Annotated in this window: 18 protein-coding genes; 11 read left to right on the top strand and 7 right to left on the bottom strand. The window is 65.9% G+C overall.

The annotated features are described in order from the left end of the window. Nucleotides 1-282: 282 nt before the first annotated feature. The 9 genes from AC5P76_RS18005 to AC5P76_RS17965 all read left to right on the top strand — a co-directional run bounded on the left by AC5P76_RS18005 (nt 283) and on the right by AC5P76_RS17965 (nt 7,483). A complete protein-coding gene (locus AC5P76_RS18005; protein ID WP_180876808.1) occupies nt 283-648 on the top strand; it encodes a hypothetical protein in 366 nt (121 codons plus the stop codon). 30 nt (nt 649-678) lie between these two features. Continuing rightward, complete coding sequence (gene atpB, locus AC5P76_RS18000) at nt 679-1,479, top strand: F0F1 ATP synthase subunit A (RefSeq protein WP_053518739.1); 801 nt, start codon at nt 679-681, stop codon at nt 1,477-1,479. 73 nt (nt 1,480-1,552) lie between these two features. Next, nucleotides 1,553-1,858, top strand: coding sequence for a F0F1 ATP synthase subunit C (atpE, locus tag AC5P76_RS17995; protein WP_005411133.1), 306 nt, complete (start codon nt 1,553-1,555; stop codon nt 1,856-1,858). A gap of 106 nt (nt 1,859-1,964) precedes the next feature. Next, nucleotides 1,965-2,435 (top strand): F0F1 ATP synthase subunit B, encoded by a 471-nt coding sequence (locus AC5P76_RS17990; RefSeq protein ID WP_053518738.1) that lies wholly within the window; start codon nt 1,965-1,967, stop codon nt 2,433-2,435. A gap of 2 nt (nt 2,436-2,437) precedes the next feature. Beyond that, the gene (locus tag AC5P76_RS17985; RefSeq protein WP_053518737.1) at nt 2,438-2,965 is read left to right on the top strand and encodes a F0F1 ATP synthase subunit delta; all 528 of its coding nucleotides are present in this window, start codon (nt 2,438-2,440) and stop codon (nt 2,963-2,965) included. Between the two features lie 44 nt (nt 2,966-3,009). After that, a complete protein-coding gene (gene atpA / locus AC5P76_RS17980) occupies nt 3,010-4,557 on the top strand; it encodes a F0F1 ATP synthase subunit alpha (RefSeq protein ID WP_053518735.1) in 1,548 nt (515 codons plus the stop codon). An 81-nt stretch (nt 4,558-4,638) separates the two neighbouring features. Then, the gene (gene atpG / locus AC5P76_RS17975; protein WP_053518734.1) at nt 4,639-5,502 is read left to right on the top strand and encodes a F0F1 ATP synthase subunit gamma; all 864 of its coding nucleotides are present in this window, start codon (nt 4,639-4,641) and stop codon (nt 5,500-5,502) included. Between the two features lie 38 nt (nt 5,503-5,540). Next, nucleotides 5,541-6,947, top strand: a complete 1,407-nt coding sequence (gene atpD, locus AC5P76_RS17970) for a F0F1 ATP synthase subunit beta (RefSeq protein WP_049429233.1) — start codon at nt 5,541-5,543, stop codon at nt 6,945-6,947. Between the two features lie 113 nt (nt 6,948-7,060). Then, nucleotides 7,061-7,483, top strand: coding sequence for a F0F1 ATP synthase subunit epsilon (locus AC5P76_RS17965; protein WP_005419509.1), 423 nt, complete (start codon nt 7,061-7,063; stop codon nt 7,481-7,483). 67 nt (nt 7,484-7,550) lie between these two features. Here the strand turns inward: AC5P76_RS17965 and AC5P76_RS17960 are convergent, their stop codons facing one another. Then, a complete protein-coding gene (locus AC5P76_RS17960; protein WP_053518733.1) occupies nt 7,551-7,934 on the bottom strand; it encodes a GtrA family protein in 384 nt (127 codons plus the stop codon). Between the two features lie 80 nt (nt 7,935-8,014). On the opposite strand from AC5P76_RS17960, the gene glmU reads away from it, so the two are divergent. Then, the gene (gene glmU, locus AC5P76_RS17955) at nt 8,015-9,382 is read left to right on the top strand and encodes a bifunctional UDP-N-acetylglucosamine diphosphorylase/glucosamine-1-phosphate N-acetyltransferase GlmU (RefSeq protein ID WP_065175197.1); all 1,368 of its coding nucleotides are present in this window, start codon (nt 8,015-8,017) and stop codon (nt 9,380-9,382) included. After that, complete coding sequence (locus tag AC5P76_RS17950) at nt 9,351-9,902, top strand: GNAT family N-acetyltransferase (protein ID WP_253120372.1); 552 nt, start codon at nt 9,351-9,353, stop codon at nt 9,900-9,902. The genes glmU and AC5P76_RS17950 overlap by 32 nt, the downstream gene beginning before the upstream one ends. A 100-nt stretch (nt 9,903-10,002) precedes the next feature. On the opposite strand, the gene AC5P76_RS17945 is transcribed toward AC5P76_RS17950, so the two are convergent. From AC5P76_RS17945 to AC5P76_RS17920, 6 genes are all read right to left on the bottom strand, one after another. Continuing rightward, nucleotides 10,003-11,355, bottom strand: a complete 1,353-nt coding sequence (locus AC5P76_RS17945) for a sensor histidine kinase (RefSeq protein ID WP_253120370.1) — start codon at nt 11,353-11,355, stop codon at nt 10,003-10,005. Further along, a complete protein-coding gene (locus tag AC5P76_RS17940) occupies nt 11,352-12,698 on the bottom strand; it encodes a sigma-54-dependent transcriptional regulator (protein WP_253120368.1) in 1,347 nt (448 codons plus the stop codon). The genes AC5P76_RS17945 and AC5P76_RS17940 overlap by 4 nt, the downstream gene beginning before the upstream one ends. 123 nt (nt 12,699-12,821) lie before the next feature. Further along, nucleotides 12,822-13,214 (bottom strand): PDZ domain-containing protein, encoded by a 393-nt coding sequence (locus AC5P76_RS17935; RefSeq protein ID WP_180876814.1) that lies wholly within the window; start codon nt 13,212-13,214, stop codon nt 12,822-12,824. Between the two features lies 1 nt (nt 13,215). Then, nucleotides 13,216-14,439: an ABC transporter permease gene (locus AC5P76_RS17930; protein WP_053518725.1), complete on the bottom strand. Its 1,224-nt coding sequence runs from the start codon at nt 14,437-14,439 to the stop codon at nt 13,216-13,218. Between the two features lie 16 nt (nt 14,440-14,455). Continuing rightward, on the bottom strand, nt 14,456-15,760 hold the full coding sequence (locus tag AC5P76_RS17925; RefSeq protein WP_253120387.1) for an ABC transporter permease: 1,305 nt from the start codon (nt 15,758-15,760) through the stop codon (nt 14,456-14,458). A 10-nt stretch (nt 15,761-15,770) separates the two neighbouring features. Beyond that, the gene (locus AC5P76_RS17920) at nt 15,771-16,493 is read right to left on the bottom strand and encodes an ABC transporter ATP-binding protein (protein ID WP_053518723.1); all 723 of its coding nucleotides are present in this window, start codon (nt 16,491-16,493) and stop codon (nt 15,771-15,773) included. Nucleotides 16,494-16,515 lie beyond the last annotated feature (22 nt).

Below are 16,515 nucleotides of genomic sequence, written 5' to 3'. Positions count from 1 at the left end.
ACGAGGTTGCTGCAGGCAGGTCGGAAGGTCGGACCGGCAAGGTCGCGGAAAGTTCCCAGGCGTGCGACCAAAGTTCAATACGCTGCACCGCAGCATCATGTGGACGTCATTGTCCCTTGGGCGGCACGCAAAAATGTAACCGTTACCGCAACTTGCGCCCTTCCGGGATGAACAGGCAGCGGTTGTCTCGCAAATTGTCCCATTGCTATAATTTGGCGGCTCGATGAGGCCCCCCTGCTGTAGCCGCCTCAGCCCTCCACTTGCAACCACGCGGGACGTCCTGTGCTGAACTCCGTTGAAGCGGGTCGGCGACTGATGCTGCGCGCCGCGGTCTACCCGCTGGCCGCAGTGGCTGTCCTGGCCCTGGCCTTCCTGCTGGTAGGGCCGAAGTACGCGCTCGGTGCCCTGGCATCCGGCGTGGCGATCTCGGCCGGTGGCTGGGTCGCGGCACGGATGGCGCTGGGCGGGGGTGCCCTGGCTGCGGGGTCGGCAATGGCACGGCTGATCATTGCGATCGTGGCGAAGTGGGTAGTCGTTTTCGGCGTCCTGCTGGTGGGGTTCCTGGTCTTCAAGCTGCCTGCATTGGCGCTGTTGGCCGGTATCGCCGTCGGCTTGATGTTCCAGGTCCTGGCGATGGCCAGGCGTTGACAGAATTCAATTAACTAAGGTTCCGGACACATGGCGGGCGAGGCTCTAACCCCTACCAGCTACATCCAGCATCACCTGCAGAACCTGACCGCACCGGTCGGCAACGGCGACGGGATGTTCTGGCATATCCACGTCGATACCTTCCTCACCGCGGTCCTGATGGGCCTGGTGATCGTGGTCGCCTTCTGGCTGGGCACCCGCAAGGCCACGGCTGGCGTGCCGGGCAAGTGGCAGGCCTTCGTGGAGATCTGCCTGGAGTTCGTCGACCGCCAGGCCAAGGACACCTACCACGGCAAGAGCAAGTTGGTCACGCCGATCGCCATCACGATCTTCTTCTGGATCCTGATGATGAACCTCATCAAGATGATCCCGGCCGACTTCATCGCCAAGCCGCTGGAGCTGGCGGGCATCCATTACTGGAAGCCGGTGCCGACCGCCGACGTCAATGCCACCCTGGGCATGGCCATCAGCGTGTTCTTCCTGATGCTGTTCTTCGCGCTGAAGTCCAAGGGACTGGGCGGCTTCATCAAGGAGTTCCTGACGGCTCCGTTCGGCAAGTGGATGATGCCGTTCAACCTGATCCTCAACATCGTCGAGTGGCTGAGCAAGCCGATCTCCCTGGCGATGCGACTGTTCGGCAACATGTTCGGCGGCGAAATCGTGTTCCTGCTGATCTGGGTGCTGGGTGGTGCCGGTTTCTTCGGCGCCATTGCCGGTGGTGCGTTCGGCCTCGGCTGGATGCTGTTCCACCTGCTGGTGATCCCGCTGCAGGCCTTCATCTTCATGATGCTGTCGATCGTGTACCTGAGCCTGTCGGAAGACGCTCACTGAGTTTCAAGCTTCAACGCGTTTCAACCTTCATCCGTTTCATCACCCTTAGCAACTTAAGTTCCTGGAGATAACCATGTACTTCGCCGTCCTGACCAACTTCGCGCAGATTCAGAGCTCCACCGCCCTCGCCGTCGGCATCATGATCGGCCTGGCCGCGCTGGGCGCCGGTCTGGGTCTGGCCATCATGGCTGGTAAGTTCCTGGAGTCGGCCGCCCGCCAGCCGGAACTGATCCCGGTCCTGCAGGTCCGCATGTTCATCACCGCCGGCCTGATCGACGCCGCGTTCATCATCTCGGTCGCCGTCGGCCTGCTGCTGGCCTTCGCCAACCCGCTGTCGGCCGCCTTCGCCGGTGCCGTCACCAAGGCTCTGGCCGGCTGATACAGCGGTTTGAGACGACCGGGTGCTGATGCACCCGGTTTCGGATGAAGGCCGGATGCGCCGCCCCGGCGGCGCGTCCACCCCGAAACCAGCGATCGAGCTAACCATGAATATCAATTTCACCCTTCTTGCGCAGGCGCTCGCCTTCGCTGGTCTGATCTGGATCATCGCGACCAAGATCTGGCCGCCGCTGATGAACGCGATCGAAGAGCGCCAGCAGAAGATTGCTGAAGGCCTCGCTGCTGCCGACCGCAGCCAGAAAGATCTGGCCCAGGCGCAGGAGAAGGTCAACGAAGCGCTGAAGGAAGCCCGCACCAAGGCCAACGAGATCATCGACCAGGCCCACGCGCGCGCCAACCAGATCGTCGACGCAGCCCGTACCGAAGCGATCACCGAAGCCACCCGTCAGAAGGAACTGGCCCAGGCTGAGATCGACGCCGCCGCCAACCGTGCCCGTGAAGATCTGCGCAAGCAGGTGTCCGCGCTGGCCGTGACCGGTGCCGAAAAGCTGCTCAAGCGCGAAATCGACGCCAACGCCCACAAGGCGCTGCTCGACGAGCTGGCCTCGGAGATCTAAGGATGAGCCAGGCCCTCACGCTTGCCCGCCCGTACGCCCGCGCCGCGTTCGCGACCGCGCGCGACGAAGGCGCGTTCGCGCCGTGGTCGGACGCCCTGGCGTTCTCCGCCCACGTCGCCGCCGACCCGCGCGTGGCGGCCCTGCTCGCCAACCCGGAGCTCGGTCGTGACGACGCTGTCGCCCTGCTGGCGCCGGCGACCCACGGCGAAAGCTTCTCGCGCTTCCTGGCCATCCTGGCCGAATCGCATCGTCTGCCGCTGCTGCCGGAGATCTCCGGCATGTTCGACGCCCTGCGCGCCGAAGCCGAGCACGTGGTCAAGGCCACCGTGACCTCGGCCGCCGAACTGTCGGCCGGCGAGCTGGACGCGATCAAGGTCGCGCTGCGCAAGCGCTTCAACCGCGAGGTCGATGTGACCACCGCGGTCGATGCCTCGCTGATCGGCGGCGCCGTGATCGACGCCGGCGACGTGGTCATCGATGGTTCGCTGAAGGGCAAGCTGGCCCGCCTGCAGACCGCGCTCGCTAACTGAATTCATTTAACGTCCGGCCCCGCTGCCGGCACTAGGACTTGACGATGGCAACCACGCTCAACCCCTCCGAAATCAGCGAACTGATCAAGAACCGCATCGAGAAGGTCAAGCTGGCCGCGGAATCGCGCAACGAAGGCACCGTGACCAGCGTGTCCGACGGCATCGTGCGCATCTTCGGTCTGGCCGACGTGATGCAGGGCGAAATGATCGAACTGCCGAACAACACCTTCGCCCTGGCCCTGAACCTGGAGCGCGACTCGGTCGGCGCCGTGGTCCTGGGTGACTACGAGCACCTGCGCGAAGGCGACGTCGCCAAGACCACCGGCCGCATCCTGGAAGTGCCGGTCGGTCCGGAACTGCTGGGCCGCGTCGTCAACGCGCTCGGCGAGCCGATCGACGGCAAGGGCCCGCTGGGCACCGACGTGACCGCTCCGGTGGAGCGTGTTGCTCCGGGCGTGATCTGGCGCAAGTCGGTCGACCAGCCGGTGCAGACCGGTTACAAGTCGGTCGACTCGATGATCCCGATCGGCCGTGGCCAGCGCGAGCTGATCATCGGTGACCGCCAGACCGGCAAGACCGCCATGGCGATCGATGCGGTGATCAACCAGAAGGGCACCGGCATCAAGTGCGTGTACGTTGCGATCGGCCAGAAGGCATCGACCATCGCCAACATCGTGCGCAAGCTGGAAGAGAACGGCGCCCTGGCCCACACCATCGTCGTGGCCGCCACCGCGTCCGAATCGGCTGCGATGCAGTACATCAGCGCCTACTCGGGCTGCACCATGGGCGAGTACTTCATGGACCGCGGCGAAGACGCGCTGATCGTGTACGACGATCTGTCCAAGCAGGCCGTTGCCTACCGCCAGATCTCGCTGCTGCTGAAGCGCCCGCCGGGCCGTGAAGCCTACCCGGGCGACGTGTTCTACCTGCACTCGCGCCTGCTGGAACGCGCTGCCCGCGTGTCCGAGGAGTACGTCGAGAAGTTCACCGAGGGCAAGGTCACCGGCAAGACCGGTTCGCTGACCGCGCTGCCGATCATCGAAACCCAGGCCGGCGACGTGTCCGCCTTCGTTCCGACCAACGTGATCTCGATCACCGACGGCCAGATCTTCCTGGAAACCGACCTGTTCAACGCCGGCATCCGCCCGGCCGTGAACGCCGGTATCTCGGTGTCGCGCGTCGGTGGTTCGGCGCAGACCAAGATCATCAAGAAGCTGTCGGGCGGCATCCGCATCTCGCTGGCCCAGTACCGTGAGCTGGCTGCGTTCGCGCAGTTTGCTTCGGATCTGGACGAAGCCACCCGCAAGCAGCTGGAACGTGGCCAGCGCGTCACCGAGCTGATGAAGCAGAAGCAGTACGCGCCGATGTCGATCGCCAACCAGGCGCTGTCGATCTACGCCGTCAACGAGGGTTACCTCGACGACGTGCCGGTCAACAAGCTGCTGGCGTTCGAAGAGGGCCTGCACGCCCACTTCGCCAACACCCAGGGCGAGCTGATCAACAAGGTCAACGCCACCGGCGGCTGGGACAACGATATCGAAGGTGCCTTCAAGAAGGGCATCGCCGACTTCAAGACCACCGGCAGCTGGTAACAGCGCATGGGGAACGGGGCCTGGCCCCGTTCCACCGTTGAACAACGCGGGGCATCAGCCCCGCGCCACGGGAAACAAGAGATGGCAAGCGGACGCGAAATCAAAACCAAGATCAAGAGCGTGCAGAACACCCGCAAGGTGACGCGCGCCCTGGAGATGGTCTCGGCCTCCAAGATCCGCAAGGCGCAGGATCGGATGAAGACCTCGCGTCCGTACGCGCAGGCGATGAAGCAGGTGATCGGCCACCTGGCGCAGGCCAGCACCGATTACCAGCATCCGTTCCTGGTCGAGCGCGAGCAGGTCAAGCGGGTCGGTTTCATCGTGATCTCCTCCGATCGCGGCCTGGCCGGCGGCCTGAACAACAACCTGTTCCGCAAGATGCTGGGCGAAGCCAAGGCATGGCAGGACAAGGGTGCGGAAGTGGATCTGGTGACCATCGGCCAGAAGGCATCGACCTTCTTCCGCCGCGTCAAGGTCAACATGGTCGGCAGCGTGACCCACATCGGCGACGTGCCGAAGCTGGAATCGCTGATCGGTGTGATCAAGGTCATGCTCGACGCCTTCACTGAAGGCAAGGTCGACCGCGTGTACCTGGTCTACAACCGCTTCGTGAACACCATGACGCAGAAGGCCAGCTTCGATCAGCTGCTGCCGCTGCCGGCGGCCGAGAAGCAGGTCGCGCACCACGACTGGGATTACCTGTACGAACCCGATGCCGCGACCGTGCTCGAGCACGTGATGACGCGTTACATCGAGTCGCTGGTGTACCAGGCATTGCTGGAAAACGTCGCCTCCGAACATGCCGCACGCATGGTCGCGATGAAGGCGGCGAGCGACAACGCCAACAAGCTGATCGGTACGCTGCAGCTCGTCTACAACAAGGCGCGCCAGGCAGCGATCACCCAGGAAATCTCCGAAATCGTCGGCGGCGCGGCAGCAGTCTGACCGCGTTCGTTCAAAGCACACATTTAGAGGATGCAGCAATGAGTCAGGGCAAGATCGTTCAGATCATCGGCGCGGTCGTCGACGTCGAATTCCCGCGTGAGTCGGTGCCGAAGGTGTACGACGCACTGAAGGTCGACAACACCGAAATCACCCTTGAAGTCCAGCAGCAGCTGGGCGACGGCGTGGTGCGTACCATCGCCCTCGGTTCCACCGATGGCCTGAAGCGCAACCTGGTCGCCACCAACACCGGTCGTGGCATCTCGGTGCCGGTCGGCGCCGGCACCCTGGGCCGCATCATGGACGTGCTGGGCCGTCCGATCGACGAAGCCGGCCCGGTCGCTGCCAGCGACAACTGGGAAATCCACCGTGCGGCACCGTCGTACGAAGACCAGTCCCCGGCCACCGAGCTGCTGGAAACCGGCATCAAGGTCATCGACCTGATGTGCCCGTTCGCCAAGGGCGGCAAGGTCGGCCTGTTCGGCGGCGCCGGCGTCGGCAAGACCGTCAACATGATGGAACTGATCAACAACATCGCCAAGGCGCACAGCGGTCTGTCCGTGTTCGCCGGCGTGGGTGAGCGTACCCGTGAGGGCAACGACTTCTACCACGAAATGAAGGACTCCAACGTCCTCGACAAGGTGGCGATGGTGTACGGCCAGATGAACGAGCCGCCGGGCAACCGCCTGCGCGTCGCGCTGACCGGCCTGACCATGGCCGAGTACTTCCGCGACGAGAAGGACGAGAACGGCAAGGGCAAGGACGTGCTGCTGTTCGTCGACAACATCTACCGCTACACCCTGGCCGGTACCGAAGTGTCGGCACTGCTGGGTCGTATGCCGTCCGCCGTGGGTTACCAGCCGACCCTGGCCGAGGAAATGGGCGTCCTGCAGGAGCGCATCACCTCGACCAAGAACGGTTCGATCACCTCGATCCAGGCCGTCTACGTTCCCGCGGACGACCTGACCGACCCGTCGCCGGCGACCACCTTCGCCCACCTGGACTCGACCGTGACCCTGTCGCGTTCGATCGCCTCGCTGGGTATCTACCCGGCCGTCGATCCGCTGGACTCCACCAGCCGCCAGATGGACCCGCTGGTCATCGGCCACGAGCACTACGACACCGCCCAGCGCGTCCAGCAGACCCTGCAGAAGTACAAGGAACTGAAGGACATCATCGCCATCCTGGGCATGGACGAACTGTCCGAAGAAGACAAGCAGGCCGTGTCGCGCGCCCGCAAGATCGAGCGCTTCTTCAGCCAGCCGTTCCACGTGGCCGAAGTGTTCACCGGTTCGCCGGGCAAGTACGTGCCGCTGAAGGACACCATCCGTGGCTTCAAGGCCATCGTCGATGGCGAGTACGACCACCTGCCGGAGCAGGCGTTCTACATGGTCGGCGGCATCGAAGAAGCGGTCGAGAAGGCCAAGAAGATGGCCGAGAAGGCCTGATCCGGGAGGGGCGGGAGCGATCCTGCCCGACCTGACGCCGGCGCCGGGCAGCCGCCCGGGCCGGTGGACCTCCACGGTGGCATCGCGCCACCGCGAACAGCGAAGAGATTTGCATGAGCACGATCCGTTGCGACATCGTCAGCGCCGAGCAGGAAATCTTCCGTGGCGAAGCGACCCTGGTCGTGGCCACCGGTGAGCTGGGCGAACTGGGCATCGCGCCCAAGCACGCACCGCTGATCACCCGCCTGAAGCCGGGCAAGGTGGTGGTGACCACGCCGAACGGCGAGCAGCTGGATTTCGCCATTTCCGGCGGCATCCTGGAGGTTCAGCCGCAGGTGGTGACCGTGCTGGCCGACACCGCGATCCGCGCGCAGGACATCGACGAAGCCTCGGTCCGCAAGGCCAAGGAAGAAGCCGAGCGCATCCTGGCCAACCGTGGTGAAGCCATGGAAGTGGCCGAAGCGCAGCAGAAGCTGGCCGAAGCCGTGGTCCAGTTGCAGGCGCTGGAGCGCCTGCGCAAGAACCTCAAGCACTGAGGCTCGCCACACCCACAGGAACGCCGGCCTCGTGCCGGCGTTTTTGTTTGTGCGCCATCACCGCCGGTCAGCGGTAGACCACGTGGCGCATCAGCAGGAACGACACCGCCGCCAGTCCGCCCTCGACCAGCGGCTTGGCCAGCCACGCGTAGCGCAGGCCCAGAGCCTGGTCGACCAGGCTGACCAGCAGCGTGCTGGCCGCCGTCAGCAGCAGCCACAGCGCGCAGAAGCGCGCAAAGCGCTTCCAGCCCAGCTTGTGCGTGCCCGGCTCGGCGAACGTGTAGCGACCGTTGAGCCAGAAGCCCAGCAGCATCCCCGCCAGCCGGCCCGTGACGTTGGCCGGTGCAACCGGCAACCCCAGTGCGGTGGCCGCCACGAAGACCACCCAGTCGACCAGCAGCTGCACGAGCCCGATGACGAGGTAGGTGCTTCCCTGGCGGATGAGGCTCATCGGCATGCTGAAGAAGGAGGGGCATCCATGTTAACGGGCCACGCTCTAGAATCGGTGTCATCGAACCACGGATTCCCCCCATGACCCAACCCCTGCACGTGATCATCCTGGCCGCAGGTGCCGGCAAGCGCATGAAGTCGGTGCTGCCGAAGGTGCTGCAGCCGATCGCCGGGCAGCCGATGCTCGCGCATGTCATCGCTGCCGCCCGCGAGCTGGACCCCGCTGCGATCCACGTGGTGTATGGCCATGGTGGCGAGGCAGTGCGGCGCCACTTCGCCGACCAGACCGACCTGCAATGGGCCGAGCAGGCACAGCAGCTGGGGACCGGCCACGCGGTCGCGCAGGCGATGCCGCAGGTGCCCGACGCCGCGCAGGTGCTGGTGCTGTACGGCGATGTGCCGTTGATCCGCGCGCAGACGCTGCGCGACCTGCTGGCGCAGCCGGGCCGGCTGGCCGTGCTTGTGGCCGATGTCGATGACCCGACCGGTTATGGCCGCGTGCTGCGCGACGCCGAGGGACGGGTCGGCGCCATCGTCGAACAGAAGGACGCCAGCGATGACCAGCTGCGCGTGCGCACGATCAATACCGGCATCATCACCGCCGAATCGACCGCGCTGCGCCGGTGGCTCTCGCAGCTGTCCAACAGCAACGCGCAGGGCGAGTACTACCTGACCGACGTATTTGCCTTTGCAGCCCGTGAGTTCACCCCGGCCGAGATGGCTCTGGTGGCCGATGTGCAGGAAGCAGAAGGGGCGAACGATCCCTGGCAGCTGGCGCAGCTCGAGCGCGCGTGGCAGCGCCGCGCAGTACGTGCGCTGTGCGCGCAGGGCGCGCGCGTGCTGGACCCGTCACGGCTGGATATCCGCGGCAGCGTGACGGTCGGCAGCGATGTGCTCATCGATGTCGATGTCATTCTCGAGGGCAAGGTGGTGCTGGGAGATGGCGTGACCATCGGCCCGTTCAATCGACTCAAGGACGTGACGCTCGGGCCGGGCACCGAAGTGCGCGCGCACTGCGACCTGGAAGGGGTGGTCACCGAAGGTGCCGCATCCGTCGGTCCGTTCGCCCGGCTGCGCCCGGGCACGGTGCTCGCCGATGGCGTCCACGTAGGCAACTTCGTGGAGACCAAGAAAGTGACCCTCGGCGTGGGCAGCAAGGCCAACCACCTGACCTATCTGGGCGATGCGGTGATCGGCAGCAAGGTGAACATCGGCGCCGGCACCATCACCTGCAACTACGACGGCGTGAACAAGTCGACCACGACCATCGGCGACAATGCCTTCATCGGTTCCAACAGCTCGCTGGTGGCGCCGGTGCTGATCGGCGAGGGCGCCACCATCGCCGCCGGTTCGGTCATCACCCGCACCGCGCCGGACGGCAAGCTGACGCTGGCACGCGCACGGCAGGAAACCATCGATGGCTGGAAGCGGCCGGTCAAGAAATCCTGAGCCACGGGTTCCGCATGCCGACGAGCTCGGCGTGCTGCCGGCGATCGAACAGCGTGCCGGCGAACTGCTGAAGGGCCACGAAGCCTATCCGGTGTTCGCCGGCCACGGCCTGGATCTGCAGGCGCTGCGGGACGGCCTCCGGCGTGGGCAGCTGTGGGTGGTGGATGACGCCGACGGCGGCGGCATCGCCGGTTACCTGCTGGCAGGCGGGCTGTGCGGCGAATTCCATGTGCTGCAGATGGATGTGGACCCGGCGCATGCGCGTCGTGGCCATGGTCGTGCTTTGCTGCGGCACGCGTTGGCAATGGCCAGGACCCAGGGCTATCGCTCTGCGGTGCTGACGACGCTGGCAGACGTGCCGTGGAATGCGCCGTTCTATGCCGGCGAGGGATTCGTGGGGCTTGCGCAGGAGGAATGGGGTGACGGGCTGCAGGCCGTGATGGCGGAGGAAGCCGCATTGGGGTTTCCGATGCATCTACGGGTGGCGATGCGGCGTGTCCTGTCTTCGATGGAGGGCTGAAGGTCGTTCCGGGGTGCCTTCGCCAATGATGTCGGGCAGCGCCGGGTCATGCCCGGCGAGCGGAGCGGCCGCTCCTGCTTCCGATCACCCGTGCGTCACCTCACCCCGCCGGCAGCAGGATCGAGACACACAACCCACCCTCACTGCGGTTCTGCAGCGACACCCGTCCACCGTGCGCCTCCACGATCTCCCGGGTCAGCGCCAGTCCCAGCCCGGTACCGTTGCGCTTGGTCGAATAGAACGGCATCAACGCATTCTGCAGTACCTGCTCGTTCATGCCTTTGCCGCGATCAAGCACATCCAGACGCAGCCACTGGGGCAGGCGGGTCAACTGCACCTGCACGTCATCGTTGGGCGGATCGGCTTCCGCGCAGGCTTCGTGCGCGTTCTTCAGCAGGTTCAGCAGCGCCTGCCCGAACTGCGCGATATCGATGCGGCTGCTCATCTCCTCGTCCGGCTCCTGCTCCATGCCGAACGGAATCTGCTGGCGCAGGCTGGACAGGAACGGGGCCCAGTGCACGGTCTGCAGCTGGGGCTGTGGCAGCTTGGCGAAGCGTGCGTATCCGCGGATGAACCCCTCCAGGTGGCGGGCGCGATCTTCGATGGTGGTGAAGATCTCCGGCAGGCGGTCGAACCGCTCACGCTTGACCAGTTCCCCTCCGGAATGCGCCAGCGAGGCAATCGGTGCCAGCGAATTGTTCAGCTCGTGGCTGATCACCCGGATCACCTTCTTCCAGGTCTGGACTTCCTGCCTGCGCAGCTCGGCGGTGAGCAGACGCACCAGCAGCAGATCATGGGGCCGTCCATTGAGATGGAACGCGCGCCGCGACAGGTGGTAGACCTGCTCGTCATCCTCGTCGCCGTCCTCGCCTTCGGCCTGCACCGCGAACAGGCTGTCGCCGCCGCGGGCGATGGCGTCGCGCAGTTCCACCGGCACCTGCTCCAGCACCTCCTCCAGGCGCTGGCCCTCCAGCTTCCAGCCACCATGCAGCAGCTTGCGCGCAGCCAGGTTGGAGAACACCACACGGGCGATGCCATCACCGCCTGATGCGATCAGCAGCATCGCCACGGGCGTGTTCTGCACCATCGTGTCCAGCAGCAGTTCGCGTTGCACCAGACCCTGGCGCTGCTCGCGCAGCACGTCGCCCAGCTCGCGATGTGCCTTCACCAGGTCACCCAGTTCGTCGTTGCCTTCCCAGTGAACGCCGAAGTTGTACTCGCCATCGCGGTAGCTGCTGGTCGTGCCGGACAACGCACGCATCAGCGAGCGGACCGGTGCGCTGGCGCGGCGCAGCGCCCACCACATCAGGGCAAGCAGGATCACCGTGGATACGATGGCCACCGCCCAGCCGTGGTCGAGCCAGTAGGCCAGCAGCCAGGGCAGCGCGGCAGCCAGCGCCAGCACCGGCAGCAGGCGCAGGAACAGGCGGAAGGTGAACGAGCGTCGCTTCATTCGCGCGGAATGCCGTGGCGGTCCATGCGCCGGTACAGTGCCTGGCGGCTGAGACCGAGTTCGGCGGCCGCCTGCGCGATGACCCCATGATTGCGCGCCAGTACCTCCTCGATGCGCGTGCGGTCCGGATCGTTGCCGGCGCTCGGCGCCGGGCGTGGCGCAGCCGGAGCGCGTGGCAGGTTGAGATCGGTCACTTCGATGCGGTTGCCGGTGGCCAGCAGCTCGGCGCGCTGGATCACGTTGCGCAGTTCGCGCACGTTGCCCGGCCATGGGTGCCGTTGCAGCGCGGCCGCGGCGGCGCTGGACAACGGCTTGCCGTCCGCCAGGAAGCGCTCGGCCAGCGGCAGGATGTCGCCGGGCCGCTCGGCCAGCGGCGGCAGCACCAGCTCCACGGTGTTGAGGCGGTAGTACAGGTCCTCGCGGAACGTGCCGTCGCGGATCATCGCCGGCAGGTCGGCATTGGTGGCGCTGACCACGCGTACCTTGACCTGGCGTTCGCGGTTGGAGCCCAGCCGTTCGAAGCGACCGGTCTCCAGCACGCGCAGCAGCTTCATCTGCCCGCCCAGCGACAGGTTGCCGATCTCATCCAGGAACAGGGTGCCTCCATCGGCCGCCTCGAACTTGCCTTCGCGCGCCTTGTTGGCACCGGTGTAGGCACCTGCCTCGGCGCCGAACAGCTCGGCTTCGATCAGCTCGGACGGCAGCGCACCACAGTTGACCGTGACGAACGGTCCCTTTGCCACCAGCGAATTGGCCTGGATGATCTGCGCGATCTTCTCCTTGCCGGCGCCATTGGGTCCGGTGATCAGGACCGGCAGTTCGGAGCGTGCGACCTGGCAGGCCAGGGCGATCACGCGTTCACTGGCAGGATCGGCGAAGACGGCACCACTGAGGTCGTACTTCTGTTCCAGCGCGGTGCGCTGACGCTGCTCGCGTTCGCGCCGACGGTCCAGTTCGCGACGTGCCTCGGACAGTTCCAGCAGGTTGTTGACCGTGGTCAGCAGCTTGCGGTCGTCCCAGGGCTTGGCCAGGTAATCGGCCGCGCCGGCCTTGACCAGGTCCACCGCGCTGCTCAGATGGGTCCAGGCGGTCAGCAGGATCACCGGCAGGTCGGGGTGGCGTGCGCGGATCTGCGCGAACAGGGCTTCGCCTTCCTCGCCGGAGGTGGTGTCCTCGCTGAAGTTCATGTCCTGGATCACCAGGTCCACCGGCTGCGATTCGAGCAGGGCCAGGCCTTCGGCCGGGCTCTGTGCCTGCAGCGTGTCGATGTCGTGCAGGGAGAACAGCACGTCCAGCGCGGTGCCCACGCTGGCGTTGTCGTCGATGATGAGGATCGCGGGCATGGACCGGTTCTGGAAAAAGGGATGGGCAGCGCCGGAGAGAGCTGTAGGTTCCAGGGCGCCGGCAGGAGCCGGCGCCACCCATCAAGCATAGCTAAAAGCTGCCGCCCTGCAGCCGGTGCCGGATCACCGTCGTGGCGGCGGCGGAGCCGGCGGCGGTGGTGGTGCGGTGGGCGGTGACAGCAGGGGCCGCCAGCCAGCCAGGGACACCGGCACGGTCAGCGTCTTTCCATCGCGCTGCAGCAGCAGCCGTACGCTGGATGCGTCGGTGGCCTGCATCGCGGCTGTCAGCTGGTCGACCTGCTGCACGGCGGTATCGTCCACGCGCAGGATGCGGTCGCCACGGCGCACGCCGAAGCGCGCCTCCGGATGCGCCGCATCGACCCGCACGTGGCCGCCCGAGGACGCCAGCGCCACATGGGCGCCGTCGTCCTGCCAGCTCATGGTCTGCTGGTTGCTGCTGCCGGCAAGGGCCGGCAGCGGCAGCATCAGCATCATCGCCAGGAAAGGTGCGCGCATGTCAGGCCCCCCGCGTGGCGACGGCCGGAGGCACGGCGGCCGCCCGGCGCGCAGGGCCGAACACGGCGATCTGGCCCAGTGCCCACAGCAGCACCGCACCCAGCGGCAGGTACAGCAGCGGCATGCGAGGCAGCTCGTACATGTTCATCAACCACAGATTGATGGCGTAGGCCGCCAGCATGCCCAGCACGATGCCCAGCGAGGCCAGCAGGAAGTTCTCGGTCTGGAAGTAGCGCAGCACCTGGCCGCGGGTGGCACCGAGGGCACGGCGGATGCCGATCTGCTTGCTGCGCTGCTGCACCCAGAAGCTGGCCAGGCCGACGATGCCCAGCGCCGTCACCACCAGCAGGGCGATGCATACGGTGACCAGCAGCCCGACCATCGCCCGGTCGTTCTTGAAGTAGTCGTTGCGCTGGTCCTCATAGCTGAGCTTCTCGCGCACCAGGCGGTTGGGATCGTTGCGTTCCAGAGCCGCCAGGGCACCCTTCAGCACTTCATCGCGGCGTTCGGGCGTGGTGCGCAGCATGTACGGGCCGCCGCTGGCGAAGTCGGTGCGCACCGGCAGGATCATCGACAGGGTGGTGTTGTTGTTCCAGTCCGTCGGCGGCGCGAGGTGGGCAACCACGCCCACCACGTGCAGCGCCTGCCGACCCATGTAGAAGGTCTTGCCCAGCGGGTTCTGGCCCGGGAACATCTTCTCGGCCACGGCCTGGTTGAGGATCACCGCCGATGCCTTGTCCGGCGTGGTGCTGGCCGACTTGCGTGCGTCCTCGAAGTCGATGTACTCGCCGGGCAGGAAGTCACGGCCGGCCACCAGCTGCAGGCCCAAGGTGGACAACGCACCTTCGTTGAACATGTACAGCGTCGCCGAGGTCGTCGGCCGTTCCTGGTCGCGCTCGCGCGAGATGCTGGTATTGGACGAGCTGGGGCGGAACGGCAGCTGGTTGACCTTGGTCACGCTGGTCGCACCGGGAACGGCGCGCAGCGCGGCCAGGTCTTCCTGGGTACGCGCCATGGCATTGGTCTGGGTACCGATGCCACTGGTACGGACGATCACCAGTTCGTTCTCGGCCAGGCCGCTGGGCTGGGTGATCTTCTCCACGCGCTGGCTGACCAGGAACAACGCGTTGCAGACGATGGCGCAGGTCAGCGCGATTTCCAGCACGATCAGGGCAGCGGCGGTCTTGTGCCGGCGCAGCGTGCTGAGGATGGGGCGGATATCCATGGCAGTGTCCTTGTGCTTACTGCGACTTGAGCTGGATGGCGGGGGTGACCTGCATGGCACGCCAGGCCGGAAGGAATCCGGCGGCCAGGCTGGCCAGCAGGGTCAGGCCGAGGGCGAGCAGCAGCATGCTGCCGTCCAGATGGGCCAGCTGGGCGTACTCCACCGGCTGCCTGCGCACTGCGGCCAGACCGATCAGGGCCAGGCCGATGCCGAGCACACCGCCGACCACACCGATGGCACCGGCTTCGACCAGGCACTGCAGGAAGATCTGCCCACGGCTGGCACCCAGCGCACGCCGCACGCCGATCTCACCGCTGCGGCGCAGGAACTTGGCCAGCAGCAGACCGACCGTATTGACCAGGCACACGCCCAGGAAGCCCAGCGCCAGCCACATCTGCAGGCGCACGTCGCTGGGCACCGCACCGTTGAAGTCCAGCCACTCCATGACGCTGCGCACACGCACGTTGGCGGGACGCTCGAAGCGGCCTGCAGCGCGCTGCTGGTCGGAGTAGTTCACCAGATAGCGGCGGTAGTCATCGACCTTGCCCGGCTCCAGCTCGACCCAGTACTGGATCCAGGTGCAGGCCGCACTGAGCGAGTGGCTGTCGCCGCCCGGGCCGCCGTCGCGGAAGCAGTTCATGTTGCCGTTGTTGCCGAAATCCAGATCCATGGCAGTGGAGAACGGCACCAGCAGGTCCTCGTCCTTGCCGTAGGAACCGGTGGTCAGGTCGAAGAACTGCGGTTCGGGATTCCATTCCTTCATCACGCCGATCACGCGCAGCGACTGGCTGTTCACGCGGATCTCGCGGCCCACGCTGTTGGCGCCCTGGAACAGCTTTTCATTGATGGCCTTGGACAGCACCACCACGCGGCTGTGTGCATCGTCGTCGCTGGCAGACCAGGCGCGGCCGTACTGCATCGGCACGTTGAACATCGGGAAGAAGTCCGCCGAGGTCCAGCGCGTATCCACCGAGAACGGCTTGAGGGTGCTGCCCTCCGGCTCGACGATGGCACTGCCGCCACTCATCATCGCCTGGTGCACGGCGCGCTTCTCGCGCAGCAGGGCTTCGGCGTCGAACCGCGTCATCTGGCCTTCCGGCTCCTCGTCCGTCAGGTAGCCGGAGCGCGGCCGCGGATCGAGCTGCGCGTAGAACAGGCGGTCGCTCTTCTCCGGAATCGGATCGCCGGACAGGACATGGAACACGGTCAGAGTGGTCATCGAGGCACCGATGCCCAGTGCGATGGCCACCACCATCAGCGAGGTCAGTACCTTGTTGCGGCGGAAGCTGCGTACCGCCAGTCGAGCGTAGTAGGCGAACATGGGCATGCCCTCACTCGTTGACGGCGACGATGCGGCGCGGGGTGGCCAGCACCGGCTCGCGCACCAGGTCGGTGACCTGGCCATCGACGATGTGCACGTTGCGCTGCGCACGCGCGGCCAGTTCCGGATCATGGGTGACCATGACGATGGTGGTGCCGGCCGCGTTGATTTCCTCCAGCAGCTCCATCACGCCACGTGCCATCTGCGTATCCAGGTTGCCGGTCGGTTCGTCGGCCAGCAGCAGGCGCGGGCTGCCGGCGAGGGCACGGGCAATCGCCGCGCGCTGCTGCTGGCCGCCGGACAGTTCGTTCGGGTAGTGCTTCATGCGTGAGCCCAGGCCGACCTGGGTCAGCGCCTTCTCGATGCGCTCACGGCGCTCACCGGCACTCATCTTGCGGTAGCGAAGCGGCACGTCGACGTTGTCGAACAGGTTCAGGTCCGGAATCAGGTTGAAGCCCTGGAAGATGAAGCCGATCTTCTGGTTGCGCAGGCGGCTGCGCGCATCATCACCGAGCTGGCTGACATCCTCGCCATCAAGCAGGTAGGTGCCGCTGGTGAAGGTCTCCAGCAGGCCGGCGATGTTGAGGAAGGTGGTCTTGCCGGAGCCGGAGGGACCGGTGACGGCGACGAACTCGCCCTCCTTGACCTGCAGTTCCAGCGAGCGCAGTGCATGGGTTTCCACCTGTTCAGTGCGGAAGACCTTGGCGACCGAACGCATTTCGAGCATGTACATGGGGTGTCCTCTCTCCAGGATG

The organism is Stenotrophomonas sp. YJH_SMC_36, assembly GCF_059369935.1.
This window is presented reverse-complemented; position numbering and strand designations above follow the sequence as displayed.

Coding starts and splice junctions, on each gene's coding strand:
- AC5P76_RS17925 (WP_253120387.1), bottom strand. CDS start 15,760: ATGTTCGCCTACTACGCTCGACTGGCGGTACGCAGCTTCCGCCGCAAC.
- AC5P76_RS17965 (WP_005419509.1), top strand. CDS start 7,061: ATGAGCACGATCCGTTGCGACATCGTCAGCGCCGAGCAGGAAATCTTC.
- AC5P76_RS17940 (WP_253120368.1), bottom strand. CDS start 12,698: ATGCCCGCGATCCTCATCATCGACGACAACGCCAGCGTGGGCACCGCG.
- AC5P76_RS17985 (WP_053518737.1), top strand. CDS start 2,438: ATGAGCCAGGCCCTCACGCTTGCCCGCCCGTACGCCCGCGCCGCGTTC.
- atpE (WP_005411133.1), top strand. CDS start 1,553: ATGTACTTCGCCGTCCTGACCAACTTCGCGCAGATTCAGAGCTCCACC.
- AC5P76_RS17920 (WP_053518723.1), bottom strand. CDS start 16,493: ATGTACATGCTCGAAATGCGTTCGGTCGCCAAGGTCTTCCGCACTGAA.
- AC5P76_RS17950 (WP_253120372.1), top strand. CDS start 9,351: ATGGCTGGAAGCGGCCGGTCAAGAAATCCTGAGCCACGGGTTCCGCAT.
- AC5P76_RS17960 (WP_053518733.1), bottom strand. CDS start 7,934: ATGAGCCTCATCCGCCAGGGAAGCACCTACCTCGTCATCGGGCTCGTG.
- AC5P76_RS17990 (WP_053518738.1), top strand. CDS start 1,965: ATGAATATCAATTTCACCCTTCTTGCGCAGGCGCTCGCCTTCGCTGGT.
- atpB (WP_053518739.1), top strand. CDS start 679: ATGGCGGGCGAGGCTCTAACCCCTACCAGCTACATCCAGCATCACCTG.
- atpA (WP_053518735.1), top strand. CDS start 3,010: ATGGCAACCACGCTCAACCCCTCCGAAATCAGCGAACTGATCAAGAAC.
- atpG (WP_053518734.1), top strand. CDS start 4,639: ATGGCAAGCGGACGCGAAATCAAAACCAAGATCAAGAGCGTGCAGAAC.
- AC5P76_RS17935 (WP_180876814.1), bottom strand. CDS start 13,214: ATGCGCGCACCTTTCCTGGCGATGATGCTGATGCTGCCGCTGCCGGCC.
- glmU (WP_065175197.1), top strand. CDS start 8,015: ATGACCCAACCCCTGCACGTGATCATCCTGGCCGCAGGTGCCGGCAAG.
- atpD (WP_049429233.1), top strand. CDS start 5,541: ATGAGTCAGGGCAAGATCGTTCAGATCATCGGCGCGGTCGTCGACGTC.
- AC5P76_RS17930 (WP_053518725.1), bottom strand. CDS start 14,439: ATGGATATCCGCCCCATCCTCAGCACGCTGCGCCGGCACAAGACCGCC.
- AC5P76_RS17945 (WP_253120370.1), bottom strand. CDS start 11,355: ATGAAGCGACGCTCGTTCACCTTCCGCCTGTTCCTGCGCCTGCTGCCG.